At 37.6% G+C, this 21,512-nt stretch carries 18 protein-coding genes and 1 riboswitch; of the genes, 12 read left to right on the top strand and 6 right to left on the bottom strand.

Going from position 1 to position 21,512, the window contains the following annotated elements:
- Positions 1-19: 19 nt before the first annotated feature.
- Positions 20-1,276: a GGDEF domain-containing protein gene (locus tag CIL05_RS02360; RefSeq protein ID WP_095653890.1), complete on the bottom strand. Its 1,257-nt coding sequence runs from the start codon at positions 1,274-1,276 to the stop codon at positions 20-22.
- 190 nt (positions 1,277-1,466) lie between these two features.
- On the opposite strand from CIL05_RS02360, the gene CIL05_RS02355 reads away from it, so the two are divergent.
- The 3 genes from CIL05_RS02355 to CIL05_RS02345 all read left to right on the top strand — a co-directional run bounded on the left by CIL05_RS02355 (position 1,467) and on the right by CIL05_RS02345 (position 4,274).
- The gene (locus tag CIL05_RS02355; RefSeq protein ID WP_095653889.1) at positions 1,467-2,255 is read left to right on the top strand and encodes a DUF4097 family beta strand repeat-containing protein; all 789 of its coding nucleotides are present in this window, start codon (positions 1,467-1,469) and stop codon (positions 2,253-2,255) included.
- Positions 2,256-2,555: 300 nt separating this feature from the next.
- On the top strand, positions 2,556-3,737 hold the full coding sequence (locus tag CIL05_RS02350) for a ParM/StbA family protein (protein WP_095653888.1): 1,182 nt from the start codon (positions 2,556-2,558) through the stop codon (positions 3,735-3,737).
- Positions 3,738-3,746: 9 nt separating this feature from the next.
- Positions 3,747-4,274: a hypothetical protein gene (locus tag CIL05_RS02345; protein WP_095653887.1), complete on the top strand. Its 528-nt coding sequence runs from the start codon at positions 3,747-3,749 to the stop codon at positions 4,272-4,274.
- Between the two features lie 148 nt (positions 4,275-4,422).
- Here CIL05_RS02345 and fdhD read toward each other — a convergent pair whose 3' ends face one another.
- Complete coding sequence (fdhD, locus tag CIL05_RS02340; protein ID WP_240510090.1) at positions 4,423-5,214, bottom strand: formate dehydrogenase accessory sulfurtransferase FdhD; 792 nt, start codon at positions 5,212-5,214, stop codon at positions 4,423-4,425.
- 21 nt (positions 5,215-5,235) lie between these two features.
- A complete protein-coding gene (locus CIL05_RS02335; RefSeq protein WP_095653885.1) occupies positions 5,236-7,587 on the bottom strand; it encodes an FdhF/YdeP family oxidoreductase in 2,352 nt (783 codons plus the stop codon).
- A gap of 297 nt (positions 7,588-7,884) precedes the next feature.
- On the opposite strand from CIL05_RS02335, the gene CIL05_RS02330 reads away from it, so the two are divergent.
- Genes CIL05_RS02330 through cuyB form a run of 3 tightly spaced genes read left to right on the top strand, consistent with a single transcriptional unit; the run spans position 7,885 to position 11,307 of the window.
- Positions 7,885-9,069, top strand: a complete 1,185-nt coding sequence (locus CIL05_RS02330; RefSeq protein ID WP_095653884.1) for a carboxylate--amine ligase — start codon at positions 7,885-7,887, stop codon at positions 9,067-9,069.
- Between the two features lie 31 nt (positions 9,070-9,100).
- Positions 9,101-10,588, top strand: coding sequence for a UDP-N-acetylmuramoyl-L-alanyl-D-glutamate--2,6-diaminopimelate ligase (locus CIL05_RS02325; protein ID WP_095653883.1), 1,488 nt, complete (start codon positions 9,101-9,103; stop codon positions 10,586-10,588).
- An 11-nt stretch (positions 10,589-10,599) separates the two neighbouring features.
- Positions 10,600-11,307 carry a cysteate racemase gene (cuyB, locus tag CIL05_RS02320; RefSeq protein WP_095653882.1) on the top strand — a complete coding sequence of 236 codons (708 nt, stop codon included), beginning with the start codon at positions 10,600-10,602 and terminating at the stop codon, positions 11,305-11,307.
- Positions 11,308-11,554: 247 nt separating this feature from the next.
- Here cuyB and CIL05_RS02315 read toward each other — a convergent pair whose 3' ends face one another.
- Both CIL05_RS02315 and CIL05_RS02310 read right to left on the bottom strand, forming a co-directional pair.
- Positions 11,555-12,538 (bottom strand): DUF3137 domain-containing protein, encoded by a 984-nt coding sequence (locus CIL05_RS02315; protein WP_095653881.1) that lies wholly within the window; start codon positions 12,536-12,538, stop codon positions 11,555-11,557.
- Positions 12,539-13,135: a LemA family protein gene (locus CIL05_RS02310; RefSeq protein ID WP_095653880.1), complete on the bottom strand. Its 597-nt coding sequence runs from the start codon at positions 13,133-13,135 to the stop codon at positions 12,539-12,541.
- Between the two features lie 284 nt (positions 13,136-13,419).
- Between CIL05_RS02310 and CIL05_RS02305 the strand changes: the two genes are divergently transcribed.
- Both CIL05_RS02305 and CIL05_RS02300 read left to right on the top strand, forming a co-directional pair.
- Positions 13,420-14,073 carry a DUF421 domain-containing protein gene (locus tag CIL05_RS02305; RefSeq protein ID WP_095653879.1) on the top strand — a complete coding sequence of 218 codons (654 nt, stop codon included), beginning with the start codon at positions 13,420-13,422 and terminating at the stop codon, positions 14,071-14,073.
- 60 nt (positions 14,074-14,133) lie between these two features.
- On the top strand, positions 14,134-14,265 hold the full coding sequence (locus CIL05_RS02300; RefSeq protein WP_095653878.1) for a YuzL family protein: 132 nt from the start codon (positions 14,134-14,136) through the stop codon (positions 14,263-14,265).
- A 140-nt stretch (positions 14,266-14,405) separates the two neighbouring features.
- Here CIL05_RS02300 and gdhA read toward each other — a convergent pair whose 3' ends face one another.
- Positions 14,406-15,791, bottom strand: a complete 1,386-nt coding sequence (gdhA, locus tag CIL05_RS02295; RefSeq protein ID WP_095653877.1) for an NADP-specific glutamate dehydrogenase — start codon at positions 15,789-15,791, stop codon at positions 14,406-14,408.
- A 209-nt stretch (positions 15,792-16,000) separates the two neighbouring features.
- Between gdhA and gltC the strand changes: the two genes are divergently transcribed.
- From gltC to CIL05_RS02275, 4 genes are all read left to right on the top strand, one after another.
- Complete coding sequence (gltC, locus tag CIL05_RS02290; RefSeq protein WP_095653876.1) at positions 16,001-16,906, top strand: glutamate biosynthesis transcriptional regulator GltC; 906 nt, start codon at positions 16,001-16,003, stop codon at positions 16,904-16,906.
- 109 nt (positions 16,907-17,015) lie between these two features.
- Positions 17,016-17,210, top strand: a riboswitch (cobalamin riboswitch).
- A 258-nt stretch (positions 17,211-17,468) separates the two neighbouring features.
- Positions 17,469-19,703, top strand: a complete 2,235-nt coding sequence (locus CIL05_RS02285) for a ribonucleoside-diphosphate reductase subunit alpha (protein ID WP_095653875.1) — start codon at positions 17,469-17,471, stop codon at positions 19,701-19,703.
- Positions 19,700-20,134: a flavodoxin gene (locus CIL05_RS02280; RefSeq protein WP_095653874.1), complete on the top strand. Its 435-nt coding sequence runs from the start codon at positions 19,700-19,702 to the stop codon at positions 20,132-20,134. Before CIL05_RS02285 ends, CIL05_RS02280 begins: the two co-directional genes overlap by 4 nt.
- Complete coding sequence (locus CIL05_RS02275; protein ID WP_095653873.1) at positions 20,115-21,158, top strand: ribonucleotide-diphosphate reductase subunit beta; 1,044 nt, start codon at positions 20,115-20,117, stop codon at positions 21,156-21,158. The genes CIL05_RS02280 and CIL05_RS02275 overlap by 20 nt, the downstream gene beginning before the upstream one ends.
- The last annotated feature ends 354 nt before the right edge of the window (positions 21,159-21,512 follow it).

Raw genomic sequence — 21,512 nt, 5'->3', positions numbered from 1 at the left:
GGGGTCCTGTTTTTATATACTAATTATAACGTAAAGAAAGTGGCATATCTGTCAATCCGTTCTTCACTGATACCCTGTTTTTACCCAGTTCCTTTGAATCAAGCAGCAGATGATCTGCATATACATATGCTTTTTTTATCTCCAGGTGGTTGCTGGTTTTATAATAATACAAGCCAAAGGAAGCTGTATAAGGGATAGAAATATTTTCAGCTTTAAATTCTGCCATAGCAGGGGTAGTTTCCACACCGCTTTTCATCTTCTCCGCTAATTCTATACATTCCTGATAATCCCTGTTTCTCAGAAATATCGTAAACTCCTCACCACCACTGCGAAATAGATAATCACCATCATCCAAATAACTTTGTAATGTAGCGGCATAATGCTGGATCACCCGGTCGCCGACAGCATGATTATATGTATCATTAATATTTTTGAATGTATCAATATCCGATACAATAATTCCAATATTTTCACCAGAGTTATTGTATTCATCCATTTTTTTATCCATAAAAGCTCTATTGTATACCTCTGTTAAGAAGTCCGTATAGGCCATTTGTTTAAATTTATCCCGTTCAATTTTATGCTGCATGCTCTGTGATTTTGCAACATATGAGCGACTGACAAGATAATTAAGTATAAACAAAGCAATCAGCATTTCCCAATTTTGCTGTTGAATAAAAAGAAGTAAGAGACCATTTGAGAATATGATTTTACCCATATCCAGTAGACTTCTGCTTTTAACGAAATCTATTGCATCGTTCCGTGATTTAATATCTCCTGTGATGGATAGTATGATAATCAGGTAGGTGTCTGACAAAAATGAGACCATGATAACCAGTAAAATTATTAGGATCCAAAAACCAAAAGGAATGCTTTGAAAGAATGGGTGTAAGGTAATAAACATGTAATAAGCAATGGAATGATTAAGCGCAAAAGCACCTATATTATAAAATGTATGTAAAAACTCATCCGGATCAGCTGTTTTAGACCATTTCCTGCTTAAGTACACTGTGAATCGATAGATCGTTTCAAATATGAATAGTCCAAGCGGTCCTGCAAACAAGCCAAGTGAAAGGCCGTAGTATATACCATAATCCATACTTACATTGCCTTTTCTAACGACAATACTTAGATGTGAATAAAGGAATGAGAACACCCAAAATAATAATAGGGTCTTCACATATAATGATGTTTCTATAAGTATTGGCCCAGAAGTAACAGCGACAATTAGTGAGGCCAGAAATATTGAAATGATAAAGACCTTTAGTCGAAGCATGATTAATCTCCTTTGGCATTTATATAGGTAAAAATTACTAGTTATTTAATAATACCATAAAATACTTTTTTCGGTGTAATAATATCTTTTAATTCCCAACTTTGGTCATATTATAACAATGAAATGATTAATCTATATAAAGAATGGTGTAGTTTCATAGTTGGTATATTAGTGGTATGGAGTTGTTTGAATGCGTAGGTTATTCAGTACTATTGCTGTGATAGGTGTTATTTTGATTCTATTTTTTGCAATTAATTATTTTACAAAAAAACCATTAGAAGGGGAGGAGACATTTTCAGCAAAATCTATTGCTAACATTGATTTAAATAGTGATGTAGCAACAATTAGTATACTGCCCACCAATTCAAACGATATTAAGGTTATTTGGGAAGGGAAATCCAAAATGTTTGGTAAAACAGAGGTGGATATCGAACAGGATTCTGAGACGCTCCATATCGATATTGGAAGGATAAAGATATTTAATTTCCTACAATTTGGTTTTAATTTCAATTCATTGGATGTAGATGTGTTTTTACCGGAAAAACTGTATGATTCTATTAATTTAAGGAATAATGTAGGTTCCACACTCATTTCGGGAATTAAAACTGATGAACTAACAGTACATACAGATGTCTCTGATATGACAATAGAAGGTGTACATGCGAATGATATAAAGGCTGAATCAGCTGTTGGTGATATTGTTTTGAAGAATTCACATGGAATAGTTGACGTTAAAAATGATGTTGGGGATATTACGATTGTAACGGAGGCCATAACAGATGATATGGAGCTTATAACGAATGTCGGAGGGGTAAGTATCGTACTTGAAGAAATTCCTTCTGATACCTCCTTTAATGCGAATACAGAGGTTGGTACTGTAACTGTATTTGGTGAAAGGGGCAGTTATGTTCTAAAACAGTCAGATTATCTGGTGACAATAAACACTGATGTTGGCGATATAAATGTGGAAGTGAATTAAATAATTCAATTTCATAGATAGTTTTCTAACTAAAATAGACTCGAAACAGAGACAGAAATGGATAATTCTGTCTCTGTTTTATTTATATACAAATTAGTACACTTGTAAACAAATTGTGTACACAATGATTACAAAAGAGTTTGCAAGTATACAAACAAGCACACATACTGGCGTGAAGCAGTTTGCATATTGTGTACAAGTGTACGTTAAAGAATACGTAATTAGTCTGATTGATTATTTCGCTGGAAACTATTATTCTATTAGTGATACATATTTTATAGAAGGGAGTTTTTTCAAGTTATGACAAAATCAAGAATCGCAGCAGTTGATGTTGGAAATGATGCCTTAAAAGCAAACTTTGGAAGAATGGAAAATGAGTTATATATACCGAATGTAATTGCGCAGGACATGGAGGACCGTCCGGTTATTGGAATAGAAGAGCTGGATGAAAAAGAGGTATTGGATAATATACACATTCGAGTACACTCCCCTGCTCTCGAAGAAAATAATTCGGTGTATCGTGTTGGTAACCTAGCAACAAAAACGAATAATTCCACAGAGCTTGACCCAGGTAGCAGCAAATCAGAGGAAGATCAGACACTAGTTATGCTATTTGCATCATTAGCATTGGATGCCGTAAGCAATGGGGTATTTAAAGCATCAAAGGATGACGTTATTGATGCGAACTATACACTAGGTACAGGCCTGCCGTTAAGAGAGGTAAAAGAAGGAAAGGATGTAGGGTACAGATCCCAGTTATTAGGCTCTGTACACCAGGTAGAATTTCTGGTAACGCCACAGCATCAGGGCAAGAAAGTAAATATTAAATTTGATGAAGTAAAAGTTTATCCGGAAGGCTTTGCAGCATATGTAAATCTAATTATGGATAACGATTTAAAAGTAATTAATAAGGAATTAATTGACAAGCAAATATTAATTCAGGATATTGGCGGATTGTCTACAGATATAGCTGTGATTCGTAATCGCAATGTTGATGATGATAAAGCGCAAGGATTTAATCTTGGTGTATCTGAATCGCTGGAGGAAATTCGTGAAGAAATCCGTTCAAAACATGGGGTTGAACTGGATAGCCGTCGTGATGTGGTTGATATTATTACAAGGAAAAATGATCGCCACCATATCATGGTAAAAGGTAGCAGAACGAATGTCCATGATATAACAGATCATATTCTGCTTGAGCTTGCAAAGAAAGAATACCGATTCCTGAGAAATGTATGGGCGAAAAATTCACAATCTGAGATATGCTATTTCGTTGGTGGTGGTTCAGCAGTATTAAAGGATTATATCAAAGCCTTGAATAATAAGCTGGATGGCTACAACATTGAATTCTTTGAGGATGAGAATGAAAGTATCTGGATGATGGCAAATGCCTATTATAAATTAGTTACGGATTTTGTCAGAAAATCAGGAGTAAATGATGAAAGTAAGGAAGAAGATAAAAAGACCGCAAAAGCAAAATAGGGTGAGACTATGTCTAAGAAAAATATAGAAAGAGGGCAATCGATAACATTTCGAGTTCCTTCAGATACACCAGATTATCTTTTGAAACAATTGACGAAACTGAAAGAAACAGAACGAAGAAACTTTTCCAGTGAGATTGCAGGTTTTGTATTAAAAGGAGTAAATGAAACGTATGCAAAAGATAGGGAAACGATCACAGTACCGCTCCCTAAACAGCTTACGAAAGAACAGAAGAGCTGGTTAAAACACGAGCATTCCGAGGCACTTATTGGAACGATTTTGTATCAATTATTAAATGATCCGATGCGTGCGACAACATTGCTGGCAGCATTAAACAGTAATACAAGTAATATTGATGAAGCACTGTACCTTCAGGAAGCAGCAGTTTCTAAGGAAAGCGATTATAAACCCGAGGTAAGTGAGCAGGACCTGGATGATGTGAATATTCAGGGGCTGGAAATTAATCATGAGGCTGAGGAAGAACCAGAAGAGGATGAGGATCCATTAGGTGATTTTCTCTCCAGTATGAACAAATAAAGCCGATCCAGATGGTGCTATACCATTTGGGTCAGCTTTTTTTATAAAAGTTAGATGAAAAGTCTATAATGAGCGGCTCTATAACCGGAATCCGGGTAAAGTAACTAGTAATATCTACATGACCTCTATCTACAGCTAAACGAATAACTTACTCCCCATTAACTTCAATAATCCGGTGAGGATGTGTATAAATATTCAACTTATTTCCCCTTGCAAAACCGATAGTAGTTATTCCTAAGTCATTAGCTAATTTAAGTGCAAGATCAGTAGGGGCTGATTTGGAAACAAGTATACCAACACCGATTTTCGATATTTTTAGTAAAACTTCCGATGAAATACGTCCACTGAAAACAATTAATTTGTCAGATAAAGGAATTTTGTCCTCTAAAATTTTACCGTAAATTTTATCCAATGCATTGTGCCTTCCAATGTCTGTTCGAATACAAAGGGTTTCGTCAGGTGTGCATAATGCCGCATTATGCACACCGCCCGTTCTCAGGAATTGATCAGACCTGGCTTGCAGATCTTTCATAAGCATCACACATTGGTTTACAGAAACCGACAATCGGCTGGTGATTGTTTTTGCAGTTTTTACATCACTCTTAAAATAAAACTGTCTGCTTTTTCCGCAGCATGACCCAATAAATCGTTTTGAATGATCATGTTGGATTGTGTCAAGCGCTTTATCTATTTCGACATAAGCAAAGCCACGATCCTCATCGATTGATAGTTTCGTAATTTCATTATAAAAACGAATAATGCCCTCTGAAGCCAGGAATCCGACCAGAAGCTCATGCAGGTTGGATGGTGAACAGACCATTGTCGCGAATTCCTCTCCATTTAACATGACAGTCAGAGGAAATTCGGTAGCAACCTCTTCCTCATCAAAGGATAAAGAGGTGCCATCAAATCGAATAACCTCCCATTCATTTTGCTTCATTTCGATCATTATTTTCACCCTCTAATTAGCTTCCATTTCCAATTCTTCCACACGCTTCTCTACATATTTCGTATCTTTATGGGCGTAATAAGTTTCTGCTTTCTCTACAATAACGGCTGTGTTATACTCCGGGATCCCTGCATGTTCCTCGTAAACACCTTTTGGAATAAGCGGATTTCCCTCAGGCCAATGTACTTCAATATTCCCTTCTTTTAAAGGAACAAACTTTGCACGTCCATTAAATGTGCCGTACTGATTGAAAACGACGATAGCATCACCTTCAACGATTTCATGCACTTTCCCATCGGATTCATTCATTAAAACATCATGGCGATCAGCATCATTAAATGGATCTTTTTCACCATAGATCATTGAGTTGAATTGCTTTCCACGGCGTGTTGTCACATAGAAATGTCCTTCAGGTTTGCGGAGTTCAGGTAATTCTACAGTAATAAGGTTTCCCTTCCCGTCGGGTGTTGGGCATATCCCATCTTCACAAAGCCATGCACCGCCCCATTGAAATAGATCCCCTCTGTTCTTAAGATGTTGAATCCCCTCATAATTAGGTGCAGTTTTTGCAATTTCTTCACGTATTTCAGAGGCATCCTTGAAATCAATCAGCTGTTTCTCTTCAGGCTTCACCCGCTTAGCCAGGTCAATGTAAATTTCCCATTCTGAACGGGCTTCTTCAATTCTGGGTCCTTTAATCTCCGGAGAGAAATAAACCATTCTCTCTGTGGATGTAGATGTACCTCCCCCAGGCTGTTCATATCTGGTCATTGCCGGTAAAACAATAACGGCTTCACGGGCATCAAGAAATGTAGATGTATTAAAAATAATATCCTGATGTACACGAATATCCACATTCTCCAGGGCTTCTTTTACAAAATCGGGATCGGGCATTGTTTCCAGAAAATTACCACCAGACATGTAATATAAATTCAGTTTTCGTTCATGATCTTCAGACAGTAAGGCATTTTCTATGGAGACCCCAACAATGTCTCCATGCCAACTTGGAATATCAAATCCCCATATTTTTTCTACTCGTTCTCTGTTCGAATCATTCATGCCACCACCTGGCAGGACGAAGGGGTCTGCACCCATTTCTCCGGATCCCTGAACACCGGAGTGGCCACGGATCGGCATGAGACCACAATGTTCCCGTCCTAAGAAACCACGTAATAATGCAAGGTTTGCAACCTGTGATATATTATCCGTTCCGAACCGATGCTGTGTAAGTCCCATTGACCAAACAAACACGGCTGATTTGGATTTAGCCAGCAGTTCTGCCAGTTCAATCATTTGTTCTTTCGAAATGCCGGATGATTTCACAAGCTGCTCCCAATCATAGGAGGTGGATTTTGCTTTTAATTCTTCCAATCCATTTACATGTGCTTTCACAAATTCATGATCGATAGCTGATCCAAGTTCATGTGCTTCCATATCAAACCAATGCTTCATTATTCCGTGCATGAAGGCAATGTCCCCACCAATATTCACCTGGTACACATCGTCCGCTATTTTAGTACCGAATAATGCGGATTCTGCTATGGATGGTACCCAATAATTATCCATAGCGGGTTCGTGGTATGGATTGATGATAATAATTTTTGTGCCTTTCTTCTTGGCTGCATACATATATTTTGTGGAAACAGGCTGGTTGTTTGCTGCGACAGATCCCCAAAAGACAAGGACATCTGTGCCAATCCAATCCTTGTAATTACAGCTGGATGCTCCAATTCCAACAGATCGGTTCAAAGCAGTTTTGGATGGAGAGTGGCAAATCCGTGATGCATTATCAATATTATTTGTTCCAAGAAAGCGTGCTACTTTACCAAGTGTGTAATAAACTTCATTGGTGATTCCCCGTGATGTAGAATAAAAAGCGGATTGTTTCGGATTAAGCGTTTTCATTTTATTAGCTATTTTATCTAACGCATCGTCCCATGAGATACGACTGAATTTTCGTTCTCCAGGTTTGCGGATTAATGGGTAAGGAATTCTTCCCAGCTTCCGAAGTTCTGTACTGCTCATTTTTCTCAAATCTTCAATATCTGCATGTAAAATATCTTCTTTTACCTGAGACATTGTGTTTAAACGAAGAACATTTAAACGTGTCGTACAAATATGAGGACCTGCCAATGTTTGATCCTTTAATCCAGAAACTCCTAATGCACAGCCGTCACAGACACCTTGTGTTAAAATACGGGTGGCATATGGGAGATTGTCTTTATTATCCCAAACTACCTTCATTGTATCTCGAATGTGATGTGGTTTTATTTTTCCCAAACCAAAAGGAACTTTACTTACCCATAAGTCAGGGCTTGGCTTTTTTGACAATTTAACTGGACCAGTATGCTTTGTCTTCCCCAACGGTTATCCCCCCAAATTGATTATATAATGATGTATATGTATCTATGGCTTGATATAATCTATATACATTATACACTAAATTGGTGTCTTAATTAATGAATTATGCGAATTATATAAAAAGATAATGAGTTGAGACGCAAGCCATAAAAAGACGAGCTCATACGAAAGGTCTAAGGCGAACTAATGCTAGTTAGTTCATGCTAAATATGGTATAATTTATTGGTTTACAATATACAAAACAATTACAAATGACTATCATTAAATGTAGCATTGGTTTCACTTTCAAGGAGCGATTACATGAATAATAAAGCCGTAATTTTAGGGAATAATTATTATATAGGATTAAGTACGATTAGATGTCTTGGCATGTACGGAATACATACAGTTGCTGCCGACTATTCTGAAGAGGAAAGATATGGGGCAAAGTCAAAATATTGCTCGGAAAAGATAATTGTTCCACATTATAAAAAAGACTCTGAAAACTTTATCGATGCATTAATAGATTATGCAAAAAAACAGGACGCAAAGCCTGTGCTGATCCCATGTCATGATTCATATGTTGAAGTACTGGATACTCAGTTAGACAGGATTCGGGAATATTATCTCATTCCTCAAACGGAGCAGGGGTTATATACAAAGGTAATGAATAAGGAAACGCTGGAAGCTTTAGCAGTCGAAAAAGGTATTAAAGTACCTGAAACGATACGCGTGGACGAAGATGATTTTGCTGAAAAAATAGAAACTATCATTAAATTTCCTTGTCTTGTTAAACCAACGGATTCACCAAGCTTTGTAGAGAAATTCAGAAGGAAGTTATTTAAAGTTCATTCAATGGATGAATTGAATGATGCTTTGAAACAGGCTAAGGATGCGGATGAGGAAGTAATTGTACAACGGATTATTCCAGGATTTGATGACCATATGCATACATTTGACGCCTATCTAAACCAGGACGGGAAAGTTACGCATTGGGTTACATGTCAAAAACTCCGTCAATATCCGATTAATTTCGGTGCATCAGTATACACTGTACAAAAATATATCCCTGAGCTTGTGGAGCAGGCCTCTGATTTCCTGGAAGCTATTAAATTCAAAGGTTTTGCCGAAATAGAATTCAAAAAAGATGCAGAGACTGGCGATTTTTATCTGATTGAAATTAATGCAAGAATAACGAATTTAAATGATTTATTAGCTAAGGTAGGCATGAATATCCCTTATATAACTTATATGGAATTGACTGGTGCTCCGCTTGCCCCAACAGCTTTAAAAGAAACAACAAACCGAGCTTTCTGGTATGGGTATGAGGATATGCTGGCAATTCGGGATTATATAAAAACAGGTCAGCTTTCTGTCATGAATGTTATTAAGTCTCTGATTAGGCCAAAAGCCTATGCTATTTGGGATTGGAAAGACCCGAAACCGGCATTTGCTTATACAGGAATTATTTTGAGTAAAGTCTTTAAAAGAATTGGAAAACGCTAATCAAAATAGTGTTTGTTGAGGAGCTGAAACAATGTTATTAACCTCAGTAGTACAGGATATGGAGTTTAATAAAATTAAAGGAAATATGGAGATGGACATCACTGGAATCGCATATGACTCCAGAGAAGTAGTCGAAGGTAGTTTATTTGTTGCGATATCAGGCTTCAGTGTAGATGGACACCGTTTTATTAATAAAGCGATTGAACAGGGTGCAGCTGCCATTATTCTGGAAAAAGAAATAGAAATAACTGAAGGTATTGCTGTTTTACAGGTTCCCAATTCCAGAAATGCCCTTGCACGGATTTCAGCAAACTTCTATAATAATCCAACTGATCAATTGAATGTCATTGGTTTAACGGGCACGAATGGCAAGACTTCAACAACCTATTTTATAAAATCTATTTTTGAACAGGCGAATCAATCTGTCGGATCAATTGGTACGATTGGAACAATGATTAATAATAAGCTGATCCAAAATAAAAACACAACACCGGAGTCACTGAATCTGCAGCAATTTTTCACCAAAATGAATGATACAAAGGTGGACAGCTGTATTATGGAAGTATCATCACATGCCTTGAATCTGGACCGTGTGGCATACAGTAAATTCAATATAGGTATATTCACGAATTTATCACCAGATCACCTGGAACTGCACAAAAACATGGAAGAATATTTTTTTGCAAAAGCAAAGTTATTTGAGCTGACAAGTGATTTTAATGTGATTAATGTGGATGATGAATATGGCCAAAAACTGATTAATATCGTTAAAGTTCGTCAAGCAAAACTGATCACATATGGAATCGAAAACAGTGCTGATATTTTCCCAACTGATATCGAATATACATTTGAAGGCACTACATATACTGTCAATACACCGGCGGGGAGTATTCGCATGAAAGTGAATCTGCCTGGTGCTATTTATGTCTATAATAGTCTTGCAGCAATTGCTTGTGCGTATTGTAATGATATTCCACTTTCGGTTATTCAAAAGGGAATCCAGGAAGTTGGGGGAATTGATGGTCGGATGGAAGTAGTATATCGACAAAAAGACTATAAAATCATGGTCGATTTCTCACATACAGAAGATGCTTTGGAGAAAGCTTTAACAACGATCAAGCCATATGTAAAAGGCAGAATAATATTAGTGTTTGGTGTTTATGCAGATACAAGTGAAAGTGGAAGAGATAAACGGTATGGGATGGCGCGCGTGGCATCAGAATATGCTGATCTATCCATTGTCACTTCCGACAATCCGAAGCAGCATGACCCTAATGTAATCATCGAGGAAATAGCCGGCGCAATGGATGAGCATCAGGGGGATTATAAGACCTTTCTGGATCGAAAAGAAGCGATCGAGTATGCTGTTGAAGTAAGTAATGAAAATGATACTATATTTATAGCAGGAAAAGGGCATGAAAGAACGCAGATTATTGGTGACCAAGAGATCCCATTTAATGAATCAGAAATTATATTTGAAGCATTAAAAAGCAAGAAGTATTTTGTGAAAAGTAAGTAGGTGGGCTAAAAATGGAAGGTAAAAAACTAGGGGTGCTTGGTGGCATGGGGCCGATGGCAACCTCTCTTTTCTTTGAGAAGGTAATTGAGAATACAGCTGCAAAAAAAGACCAGGACCATATTGATATGATCATTCTTAACCATTCCACAATCCCTGACCGGACAGAAGCTATTTTGGAACAAAAGGAAAATGCATTCCTGAAAGCAGTAAAAAAGGATTTTCAAATTCTTGAATATGCAGGTGTTTCCAATATAGCAATTCCCTGTAATACATCACATTATTTTATAAAAGAAATGCAGGAAATGACGGATGTAAATATCATTAATATGATTGATGAAACGGTAAAATATATTCATGATAAATATGGGGGAAATGCAAAAGTTGGTATATTAGCTACTGATGGTACAATTAATAGCGAAATCTATCAAAATGGCTGTTCAGAGTATAATCTCAAACCTGTTATTCCTATGGGTTTGGAGCAGGAACAAGTGATGAACAATATTTATAATTTTAAAGAGGACAAGCCTGTAAACATTACGGAAGTAGAAACGATTATCGACAATTTGATAAATGAGGAAGACTGCTCCTGCGTCATATTGGGCTGTACGGAATTATCCTGTTTGGAATTAAATGAAGAAGTGTCTCTGCATTGTGTCGATGCTATGCAGGCGCTTGTTGATCAGTCGATCTTATTATCAGGTAAGCTTGTGAAGGATTAGATAAAAGGAAGGTACTGATCACTTTGTATAGTGACCAGTGCCTTTTTTCTAGCTTGTGTTTTGGCTGGAAGGGTTTTAAAGCGCTGTAGATCAATGTTTTACCTTTACAACCTCTCTACGCCCGAACTGTTTGAAAACAGGTGCGAACGGTCGCATAGAACGCTTCTCAAGGACAAGAAACTACCCAAAACCATTCTAAAGCTGTCCAATAGTAGTCTACTCCACGCCTAAACTAACAAAAATCTAACTAGCTTTTACTCCATATTCTGCGGTTCAGTCGGAATTCTTCAACGATGTCAAAGTATGTCCGGAAATCTGTATAAATTTGTTTTAATGTTTCCTCATCATTATTTTCGAACAGTTTACCTTCAAAATGATTTTTGCGTGACTTGTGCATGATAAACATCTTTGAATTTTTAAAGGATAATTCGACCTCATCCTTTGATTGATTCTCAAATTCCATAATTCTTTCCATTAGATTGGATGAAAGAACATATCGGGCTTCGATATCATCTGTTGTCATGGTCCGGAAGGCTTTATTAAAGGCTATATCCTCCATTTCAATTTCAAATGCTCCCTGGAATTTTAAAAGAAATCTTTCACTATCAAAAAACTTCTTATCAATTAGGTATGTTTCACCATCGAAATCTTTATGAAAATCAGCTATAAACATAATACCTTTAAAAACCCGCTTTTCAACTTTCTTTCGATTGCCATTATTATCTTTTTTATAATCGATATCAATAAGCTCAATCTCAGAGAACTCAAACGTTGTTGCTCCAAGTCTTCCGCTTATATAATCTTCCCCTTTTATTTTATCAAAACGAGGGGCAATTCCACTTGTGCTGACCCTACTAGCCCCTATTCGTTTATTTGGGATGAATTTTACAGATGCCTCGTATTCGGGTTCATTCTCGGGGGCTTCGATATTTTCAAACATTGCTGTAACCAAAGCTCCAACTATTTTATGGGAATATGTAGAGCGGAACTCTTTCGCAGCACGTACAGATAAACCAATAAATAAAAATGTACTGAGGAAAGCGATGAAGATCAATGTTCCCCCGATGCTCGAGTTTTGAGTGATAAACATTACCCCTACAGAAACAGCCCACATGATTAGGATGATCATAATATTACGGGTGATTTTCCTTTTTGCTTCTGCGCGAGCTTCCTGAGCTACTTCGAGTACAGGTCCGAGATTGGGATAAATACTTTCAAAAGAGGGAAACATTTACATTCCTCTCAATCTTGCCCGGAGGTCGATATCTTCTCTTTTTTCCTCTGTTGCTCTAAACATTTCAGCCTTCTTAAAATTCATCATCTTCCCAAATATGTTCGTAGGAAATGAATCCAGCATCGTATTAAATTTGTATGCATTTGCATTATAGCTGCGTCTGCTGGCAGATAACTTCTCCTCAATATCAGTAGTTGTTTTCATCATATTCAAATACAACCCATCTGCCTTCAGCTCCGGATAGTTCTCAACCTGTACATTGAGCCGTGCCTTTAAATCTTCAGCCTCGTTGGATGCTGCCACTTTTTCATCATCTGTCATATTTTTGTAGTTTGAGCGAATTGCAGCGAGCTCCGTATATGTCGAACGTTCATGCTCATTATGAGAAGCTACAGCATCTGCTAATTTCGTCAATGCATCAAAACGCTGCTCCAAATATGTATCAATAGACCTAAAAGCTTGCCTGGTTCGGTTGCGTAAAGCCACAAAGCGGTTGTAAATTGTCATAAATATAATAATGATGATAACAATACCTGCCAGAATTAATCCAGTTGGTGTTAATAAAAAAGCTAAAAAACTGTCTATTTTAAACACGCTCCTTCTCCCTAGAATAGGGGATAGTTAAAATATCTGTAGTTATTGTATCAAATTCCGCACCTCAGAAATACTAAAAATTTGAAAAAGATACTTTAGGCCTATCTCCAGCGAAATGTGATTTTGGGAGTTGGAAGGGGAGAGTTTGCAGCTATTGACATTCTTGCTTATGTACGGACATTACCTAATCTTCTAAGGATGCGCCCCGTACTTCGCATAGAATAAGATCTCCCTTATTCGTTAAACTAAGGCTCAGAAGTTATTTTAGAAAAGAGGTGTGTTGCATGGAGTTAGATTTGATTTGGAAGGCTATTCTCATTGTAGTTGCCGGAACTCTTTTACTGCGAATTGCTGGAAGAAAGTCAATTTCCCAAATGACTTTGGCTCAAACGGTTATTATGATTGGTATCGGTTCATTACTTATTCAGCCTGTAGCGGGTGAAAATATTTGGATGACACTGGCTGTCGGGGGGGTTTTAATACTAACACTAATTGTAATAGAATATGCGCAAATCAAGGGGGATTTTTTTGAGACGCTAATTACAGGTAAATCAAAGGTTGTTATTGAAAATGGTATATTGCAGGAAAAGAATCTAAAAAAACTGAGACTCACTGTTGATCAACTGGAAATGAATTTACGGCAGCAAAATGTTATGAAAGTCAGTGATGTTCAGTGGGCAACTCTGGAGCCAAACGGGCAAATAGGCTATGTATTAAAACAAGATGCACAACCTGTAACAAAAAAAGAATTCCAGCAGCTTGCAGATAATATTCAGCAAACACTAAACCAGCTAAATTCAGTAATGGAATTAACTCAATTGAAGGAACAACTAAATCTGTTAAACAATCAGCTAAGCGAAAGTAGCAATCATGAGGATTTATTTGCAGAAGTGAAACAACAAAGACATGATACAAATCCACCAAAGCATTTGCAGTAGTAATACGTGGTAACATATCTAAATTATTTTTAGGAAAAGATAAGGTTGGAGGTGATTAGAGTGAAAAAAAGAAAAGTTAATCCAGTAACTGATGGTTTGAGTTCCCCTGAGGTAGAAGGGCAAGGGACGACAAGAAGGGAAACAGGAAGTAAAAAGGCTGATTCTTCTAGAAAGAAACAAAAGCGTTCTTAATATGTAGTGCCTTTTTTAATTGTAGAACTATTCTTCAACAAAATACGTATCAAATTAATCAGGGGTTAAGCGGGGCTAAAATATAAATGCCTGTCTCCCAATGTGAAGAAGTTATGGGAGACAGGCATTTTAATTCTTTATTAAACAACACCTTGTGCCAGCATTGCATCAGCAACTCTTTTAAATCCGGCAATGTTCGCACCAACGATTAAATTACCTTTTTTATCAAATTCTTCAGCAGCATCTACACAGTTTTGATAAATGGTCTTCATAATTTCCTGTAATTTAGCATCAACTTCTTCAAAACTCCAGGACATCCGCATGCTATTTTGTGCCATTTCCAAAGATGAGACTGCGACACCGCCTGCATTTACAGCTTTTGCAGGTCCAAATAAAATATTATTTTGAATAAACACTTCAATTGCCTCTGTAGTGGAAGGCATGTTTGCTCCTTCTGCGACAGCTTTTACACCGTTGGCAACAAGCTGTTCTGCGGCCTGAACGTCAATTTCGTTTTGTGTTGCACAAGGTAGTGCAATGTCGCAAGGAACGGACCATATACCTGTACACTCTTCAACATATTCAGCTGTTGGATGTATATTCACATATTCACAAATTCGGGCGTTATCTACTTCTTTTAGTTGTTTAACAGTATCAAGATTAATACCACTTTCATCATAAATATAGCCATTTGAATCACTGCATGCAACAACTGTAGCCCCTAATTTAATGGCCTTTTCCATTGCATAAATAGATACATTTCCTGAGCCGGAAACAATGACAGTGCTTTCGTTAATGGACAACTCATGATCCTTTAACATTTCCTGTACGAAATAAACGGTACCATACCCTGTAGCTTCTTTACGTGCCAGGCTGCCGCCATAGCCAAGTCCTTTTCCTGTTAGAACTCCTGCTTCAAAGCTTCCGCGTATTTTTTTATATTGGCCAAACATATATCCAATTTCCTTAGCCCCTACTCCGATATCCCCTGCTGGAATATCTACATCTGGGCCAATATGTTTTGCAAGCTCTGTCATAAAACTCTGGCAAAAACGCATGATTTCATTATCTGACTTGCCCTTTGGATCGAAATCAGCGCCACCTTTTGCCCCGCCAATCGGCTGACCTGTCAGTGAATTCTTAAAAATCTGCTGTAATCCAAGAAATTTCACGATACTTAAATTAACAGATGGATGGAAGCGAAGCCCACCTTTAAATGGCCCAAGTGCATTATTGAATTGGACACGGAATCCCCTGTTAACCTGAACTTTCCCTTCATCATCCACCCATGGTACGCGAAAGATGATCACCCGTTCAGGCTCGAGCAGCTGTTCCAGTATACCATTTTCCATATATGTGGGGTTTTTCACATAAATTGGGATGAGTGATTGAAGAATTAATTTAACTGCCTGGTGAAATTCTGTTTCGTAGGGGTTTCGTTCTACTACCGTTTTATATATATTTTGTATATAGTCTAGTACGATTTCGTTATCCTTTATGCTTTTATTCTCTTTAGTCAAATTCATTAATGAACCTCCTGCTTTAAAATTGAAAATCTATCGCAGATAAAAGACAACATGCTGTTCATCTGCGATAGATTCCTATGTGTATTCTGAAATTAAGTCGATTATATTATGGTATATTTTAATTTTACAAAAATTAATCAATCTTAACAATATAAATAATAGATATAATTGATATCAATATGCGATAATGGGTAATGAGGTGGTTGAAAATGGAACTGAGACAGATAAAATACTTTATTGAAGTTGCAAACCGAGAACATGTAACAGAAGCCGCTATCGCCTTGCATGTAGCCCAATCCGCAGTCAGCAGACAAATTTTTAATTTGGAGTCAGAATTAGGTGTGGATCTATTTATACGTGAGGGACGTAATGTTCGCCTTACACCGATTGGACGGATCTTTTTAGAACATATGGAACAGGCAATTCATGTTATTGATGATGCGAAACAGGTAATTGATGAATATACAGACCCTGAAAAAGGGACCATCCATATTGGTTTTCCAAGCAGTTTGGCTACATACATCTTGCCTACTGCCATTTCTGCTTTCCGCGAAGAATACCCGGATGTAAAATTTCAATTAAATCAGGGATCTTATCATGAATTAAAGACTGCAGTTATAAAAGGGGAAATTAATATGGCTTTGCTCGGGCCGCTTCCGATGAATGAAAAAAAGTTAAAAGGGGCCATTTTGTTTACCGAAAATATTGTAGGATTATTACCGGCAACCCATCCACTTGCTAACAGCTCATCACTGAAGCTGAATCAGCTGCGGGAAGAATCATTTGTACTTTTCCCCAAGGAATATGTGCTTCGTGATCTTATTACAAATGCTTGTCAACAAATTGGGTTTAAGCCAAATGTCTCTTTCGAAGGACAGGATATCGATTCGATAAAAGGACTGGTATCAGCAGGTTTAGGTGTATCACTTGTGCCGGAGATTACCTTAGTGGATAATTTGCCACGGGCTACCGTAAAAGTGACAAATATTGATCCAAATATTACCCGTACGGTAGGGGTTGTTATTCCAAAAGACCGTAAGTTACTCCCAACAGAAAAATTATTTTATGAATTTCTGCTGGACTTCTTTACACGACTGGAAAAGTTCCAGAATTAATGCTGCCGAAGAATTGGAAATTTAAAATGATGGCTGTTGCATTCTATAAATGAATATGCTAGTCTAAAAATACAATATATTGTTATTGTTTCTGAAAGTTAATACTATATGTAGTGATATAAGTTAAGGTGACATGTAAATGTCTGAAAAGGGAATTCGGTAAAAATCCGAAACTGCCCCCGCAACTGTATGTGTGAGCGAACGGGAATTCCACTGTATCGATAGCTGATGAGGCAACGTTATGGGAAGGACTCAAGTAGGTTGGAGCACAAGTCAGGAGACCTGCCATAACTTATAGTTTCATTTCCCCGGGGTGAGGGAAGCTGGAGCGATAGAGATGCAAATACATAAATTTCTGTCGTTTTATAGCCGTTCATCCTTTGGGTGAACGGCTATTTAAGTTTTGTGGGGTATGAATAAAGTTGAGTGACATAGTGCGAAGTCGTGCACTACAGCGCCAAAGCTGTGCATCGTAGCATCAAAGTTGTGCACCAACCTTAAATAACCAAACAGTTCAGCAGAAAAGAGCCCAATACATATCTATATAAAAGGAGAATTTATTATGATCACGAAAATGACGACCAACCAGGAAGAAATCATTCAAATTATCGACAGAGCTTCCAAAGAGCTATCACTGAACACCGCAAATTTCAAAGAGAAATCATTAAAAGCAATTTCACCCAATCTATCTATATCAAAGGCTACAGAAATTCTGGTGAAAAATGCGCTGGAAAACATTGATGAGACAAACCCTAACTGGACTTACCTGGCTAGCAGAATTTATTTAGAAGAGCTTTATCGTGAAGCTGGTGATAACCGGAATTATGATGCTAACATTCGCTATGGAAACTTTTATGATTTAATCAAAACACTTACCGACAGAGGTGTTTATGCAACAAATATAATTTCCAAATATTCGAAAGTGGACATAGATTTTCTTGCAGAGCAAATCGATCCAAAGCGGGATTTGCTGTTTGATTATCTGGGGCTGTATACAATAGCAACACGCTACCTGGCAACAGATCATGATAAAAATATCTATGAGCTTCCTCAGGAAAGATGGATGGTAATTGCCATGTATTTGATGCAGGATGAGGATCCACAGCAGCGTATCCAACTCGCAATTGAGGCCTACTGGGCATTAAGCAACTTGTATATGACTGTTGCAACACCTACACTCACAAATGCCGGCAAATCGCATGGTCAATTGTCAAGCTGCTTTATAGATACGGTTGATGACAGCCTGCAATCCATTTATGACAGTAACACGGATATTGCAAAGCTATCCAAAAATGGTGGTGGAATCGGTGTGTACATGGGAAAAATCCGGAGCCGCGGAAGTGCGATTAAAGGATATAAAGGGATGTCCAGTGGCGTGGTGCCCTGGATTAAACAGCTCAATAATACAGCGGTGAATGTAGATCAATTGGGAACAAGAAAAGGTGCCATCGCAATATATTTGGATGTATGGCATTTGGATATTGAATCATTTCTGGATTTAAAATTAAATAATGGGGATGACCGGATGCGTGCCCATGATATCTTCACAGGAGTTAGCCTGCCGGACTTGTTTATGGAGCAGGTCGATGCAAGAGGAGACTGGTATTTATTTGATCCACATGAAGTGAGACAGGTGATGGGCTACTCCTTGGAAGACTTTTATGATGAAGAAAAAGGAAGCGGCCAGTGGCGAAGGAGGTATGACGAATGCGTGCAATCAGATCAACTTACCAAAAGAAGAGTGCTGGCAATAGATATTATGAAAAGAATTATGAAATCGCAGCTTGAATCAGGTACACCATTTATGTTTTACCGTGATGAAGTGAATAGAATGAACAGCAACAAACATAATGGAATCATTTACTGTTCCAATCTGTGTACCGAAATAACGCAAAATCAATCTCCAACCGAATTTATCGAGGAGTATATTGAAAATGATAATACGATTGTAAAGAAGTATAAGACGGGCGACTATGTCGTTTGTAACTTAAGCTCCATTAACTTAGGTAAGGCGATACCGGATAATATACTTGAAAGACTAATTAAAATTCAGGTTCGTATGCTGGATAATGTAATCGACATTAATACATTGCCAATCAAACAAACACAGTTAACCAATCAAAAATATCGAGCGATCGGACTCGGAACATTTGGCTGGCATCACCTATTAGCACTTGAAAATATTAAATGGGAATCCGATAATGCAGTACAGTTTGCTGATGATCTTTATGAAAAAATTGCCTATTTAACCATAAAAAATAGCATGGAATTAAGTAAGGAAAAAGGAAGCTATCCGGCATTTGAAGGAAGTAGCTGGAGTACAGGTGAATATTTTGCAGTGAAAGGCTATAACGATGAAAGATGGTCCACACTGCAAAAACAGGTGGAAGCAAATGGAATGCGTAATGGCTATTTAATGGCTGTTGCTCCTAATTCAACTACTTCAATGATTGCTGGTTCGACAGCAAGTATTGATCCTGTTTTCAAGCCTTTTTACAATGAGGAAAAGAAGGACTTTAAAATTCCAACAACGGCACCTGACTTAACGCATAAAACATATGATATTTATCGCAGATCTGCATATATTGTCGACCAGCGATGGTCTGTTAGACAAAATGCGGCAAGACAAAAGCATATTGACCAAAGTATATCATTTAATTTTTATGTACCAAATACAATTAGAGCATCCGTACTGCTTGATCTTCATTTGCAGGCATGGAAAGAGGGATTGAAGACAACGTATTATGTTCGATCAACTTCCAATGATGTCGAAGAATGTGAGTGGTGTGAGAGTTGAATATTTTAATAGCATATTTATCGTATAGCGGAAACACCGAAGAGGTTGCTGAAATCATATCCAGCCACTTATCCAATGAGTCTATTCAGGTGGAAATGCACCGTATTGGGATTGATCTACCAATTAATGCTTCTTTATATGATTACATTTTTATTGGAACATTCACATGGGATATGGGGAATACACCGGATGAGATAAAGGACTTTGTTTTGGAAATTGGGTATAAGCCGGAAGATATCGCTGTTTTTGGGACAGGAGACACCCAATTTGGTGGGGATGCTCTATTCTGTAAAGCTGTGGATAAGTTGGTGAAGTTTTATGAGAGTAAATGGAGTGGGTTGAAAATAGAACAATCTCCCCGGGGAAGCCAGGAACAAATCGTAGTAGAATGGGTCGAAGGAGTGTTAGAGGATGCCAAAATTACTGCTTGAAAAAGCGAAGACATTGGAACCGCGTAATCCAAATAAATCAACAGCTCTATTTGGTGGGAAATCGAGCGGGATTTTAAATTGGAATGATATAGCTTATCCACATTGGTATAAAATGTACAAACGGCTTGTGGGTAACTACTGGCAGGCTGATGAAGTTAATATGGCAGGGGATGTGAAACAGTTTTCCACATTAACGGAATCTGAGCGTGAAGCCTATTTAAAAATAATTGGATTGTTATCCACATTGGATGCACCGCAAACAAGAACAGCACTGCTTTTATCATTATATGCAACAGATGCGTCTGTACAATCGATCATGGCGGTCATTGCACAGCAGGAAGCGGTTCATAATGAAAGCTACTCCTATGTATTATCATCAGTTGTTTCACTGGATGAACAAAATGAATCCTTCCAGCTAGGCAGAAAAGATCCGATTCTGCTTAAACGAAATGAAAATATTACTCAGCAATATAATAATTTTGTGGAAGAGCCGACAATTGAAAATATCCTAAAAACGCTGGTGTACACTTCACTGCTTGAAGGAATGTTTTTCTATTCAGGGTTTGCGTTCTTCTATAATCTGGCCAGGCATAATAAAATGGTTGGCACATCAACAATGATTAGCTATATCAACCGTGATGAGCTGGAGCATGGACGATTTATTTCCGAACTATTTCGTGCAACATTGGCAGAAAACCCGGAATATAATACGAGTGAATTTATAGATTGGGTATATGCGCATTTTAAAGAATCCGTAGAGCTTGAAAATGAGTGGTCCCGCTATGTACTGGGTGATGTTGAAGGAATTGATTTAGATGAAATGACAGGCTATATAAAATACCGTGCTAATAAAATGCTCCGAATGATGGGGTTAAATGAGATATACACAGAGCATGTGGATAACCCGATGAAATGGATCCGTGCATATGTGGATAATTTTGATGGAACAAAAACAGATTTCTTTGAACAAAAATCAAGACAATATACAAAAACAAGTGATTTGAATGGGTTTGATGATTTATGATTTAAGGCTTTTATCGTAAATTTTGGGACTTCAGATGAGAGCAGCGCAAAAGTTGAGAGAAGTAGCATCGAAGTTGAGAGAAAACCGTGGAAAGTTGAGAGAACTAACATGGAAGTTGAGACATAACCGAAGAAAGTTGAGACATAATCGGTGATTCATGGGTTATCTCTCAACTAATTACCGTGATCTCTCAACTTTCTGTATTATCTCTCAAGTTTGTCCTTGTTCGGGCATAGGGAGACGTTTTATTCGACCGTTTGTACCAGTTTTCAATCCCTAAGGCTTTAGTGAATTTCTGGAGCGGTAATTACGTCGCACTATATCTTTTATGTCAAAAACAAATGGCTTCGGTGG

This window comes from Virgibacillus profundi (assembly GCF_002287375.1).
In the GTDB taxonomy this organism is placed as follows: domain Bacteria; phylum Bacillota; class Bacilli; order Bacillales; family Amphibacillaceae; genus Virgibacillus_K; species Virgibacillus_K profundi.
Note: the sequence above shows the minus strand (reverse complement) of the source record. Positions and strands in the feature narration are given on the sequence as shown.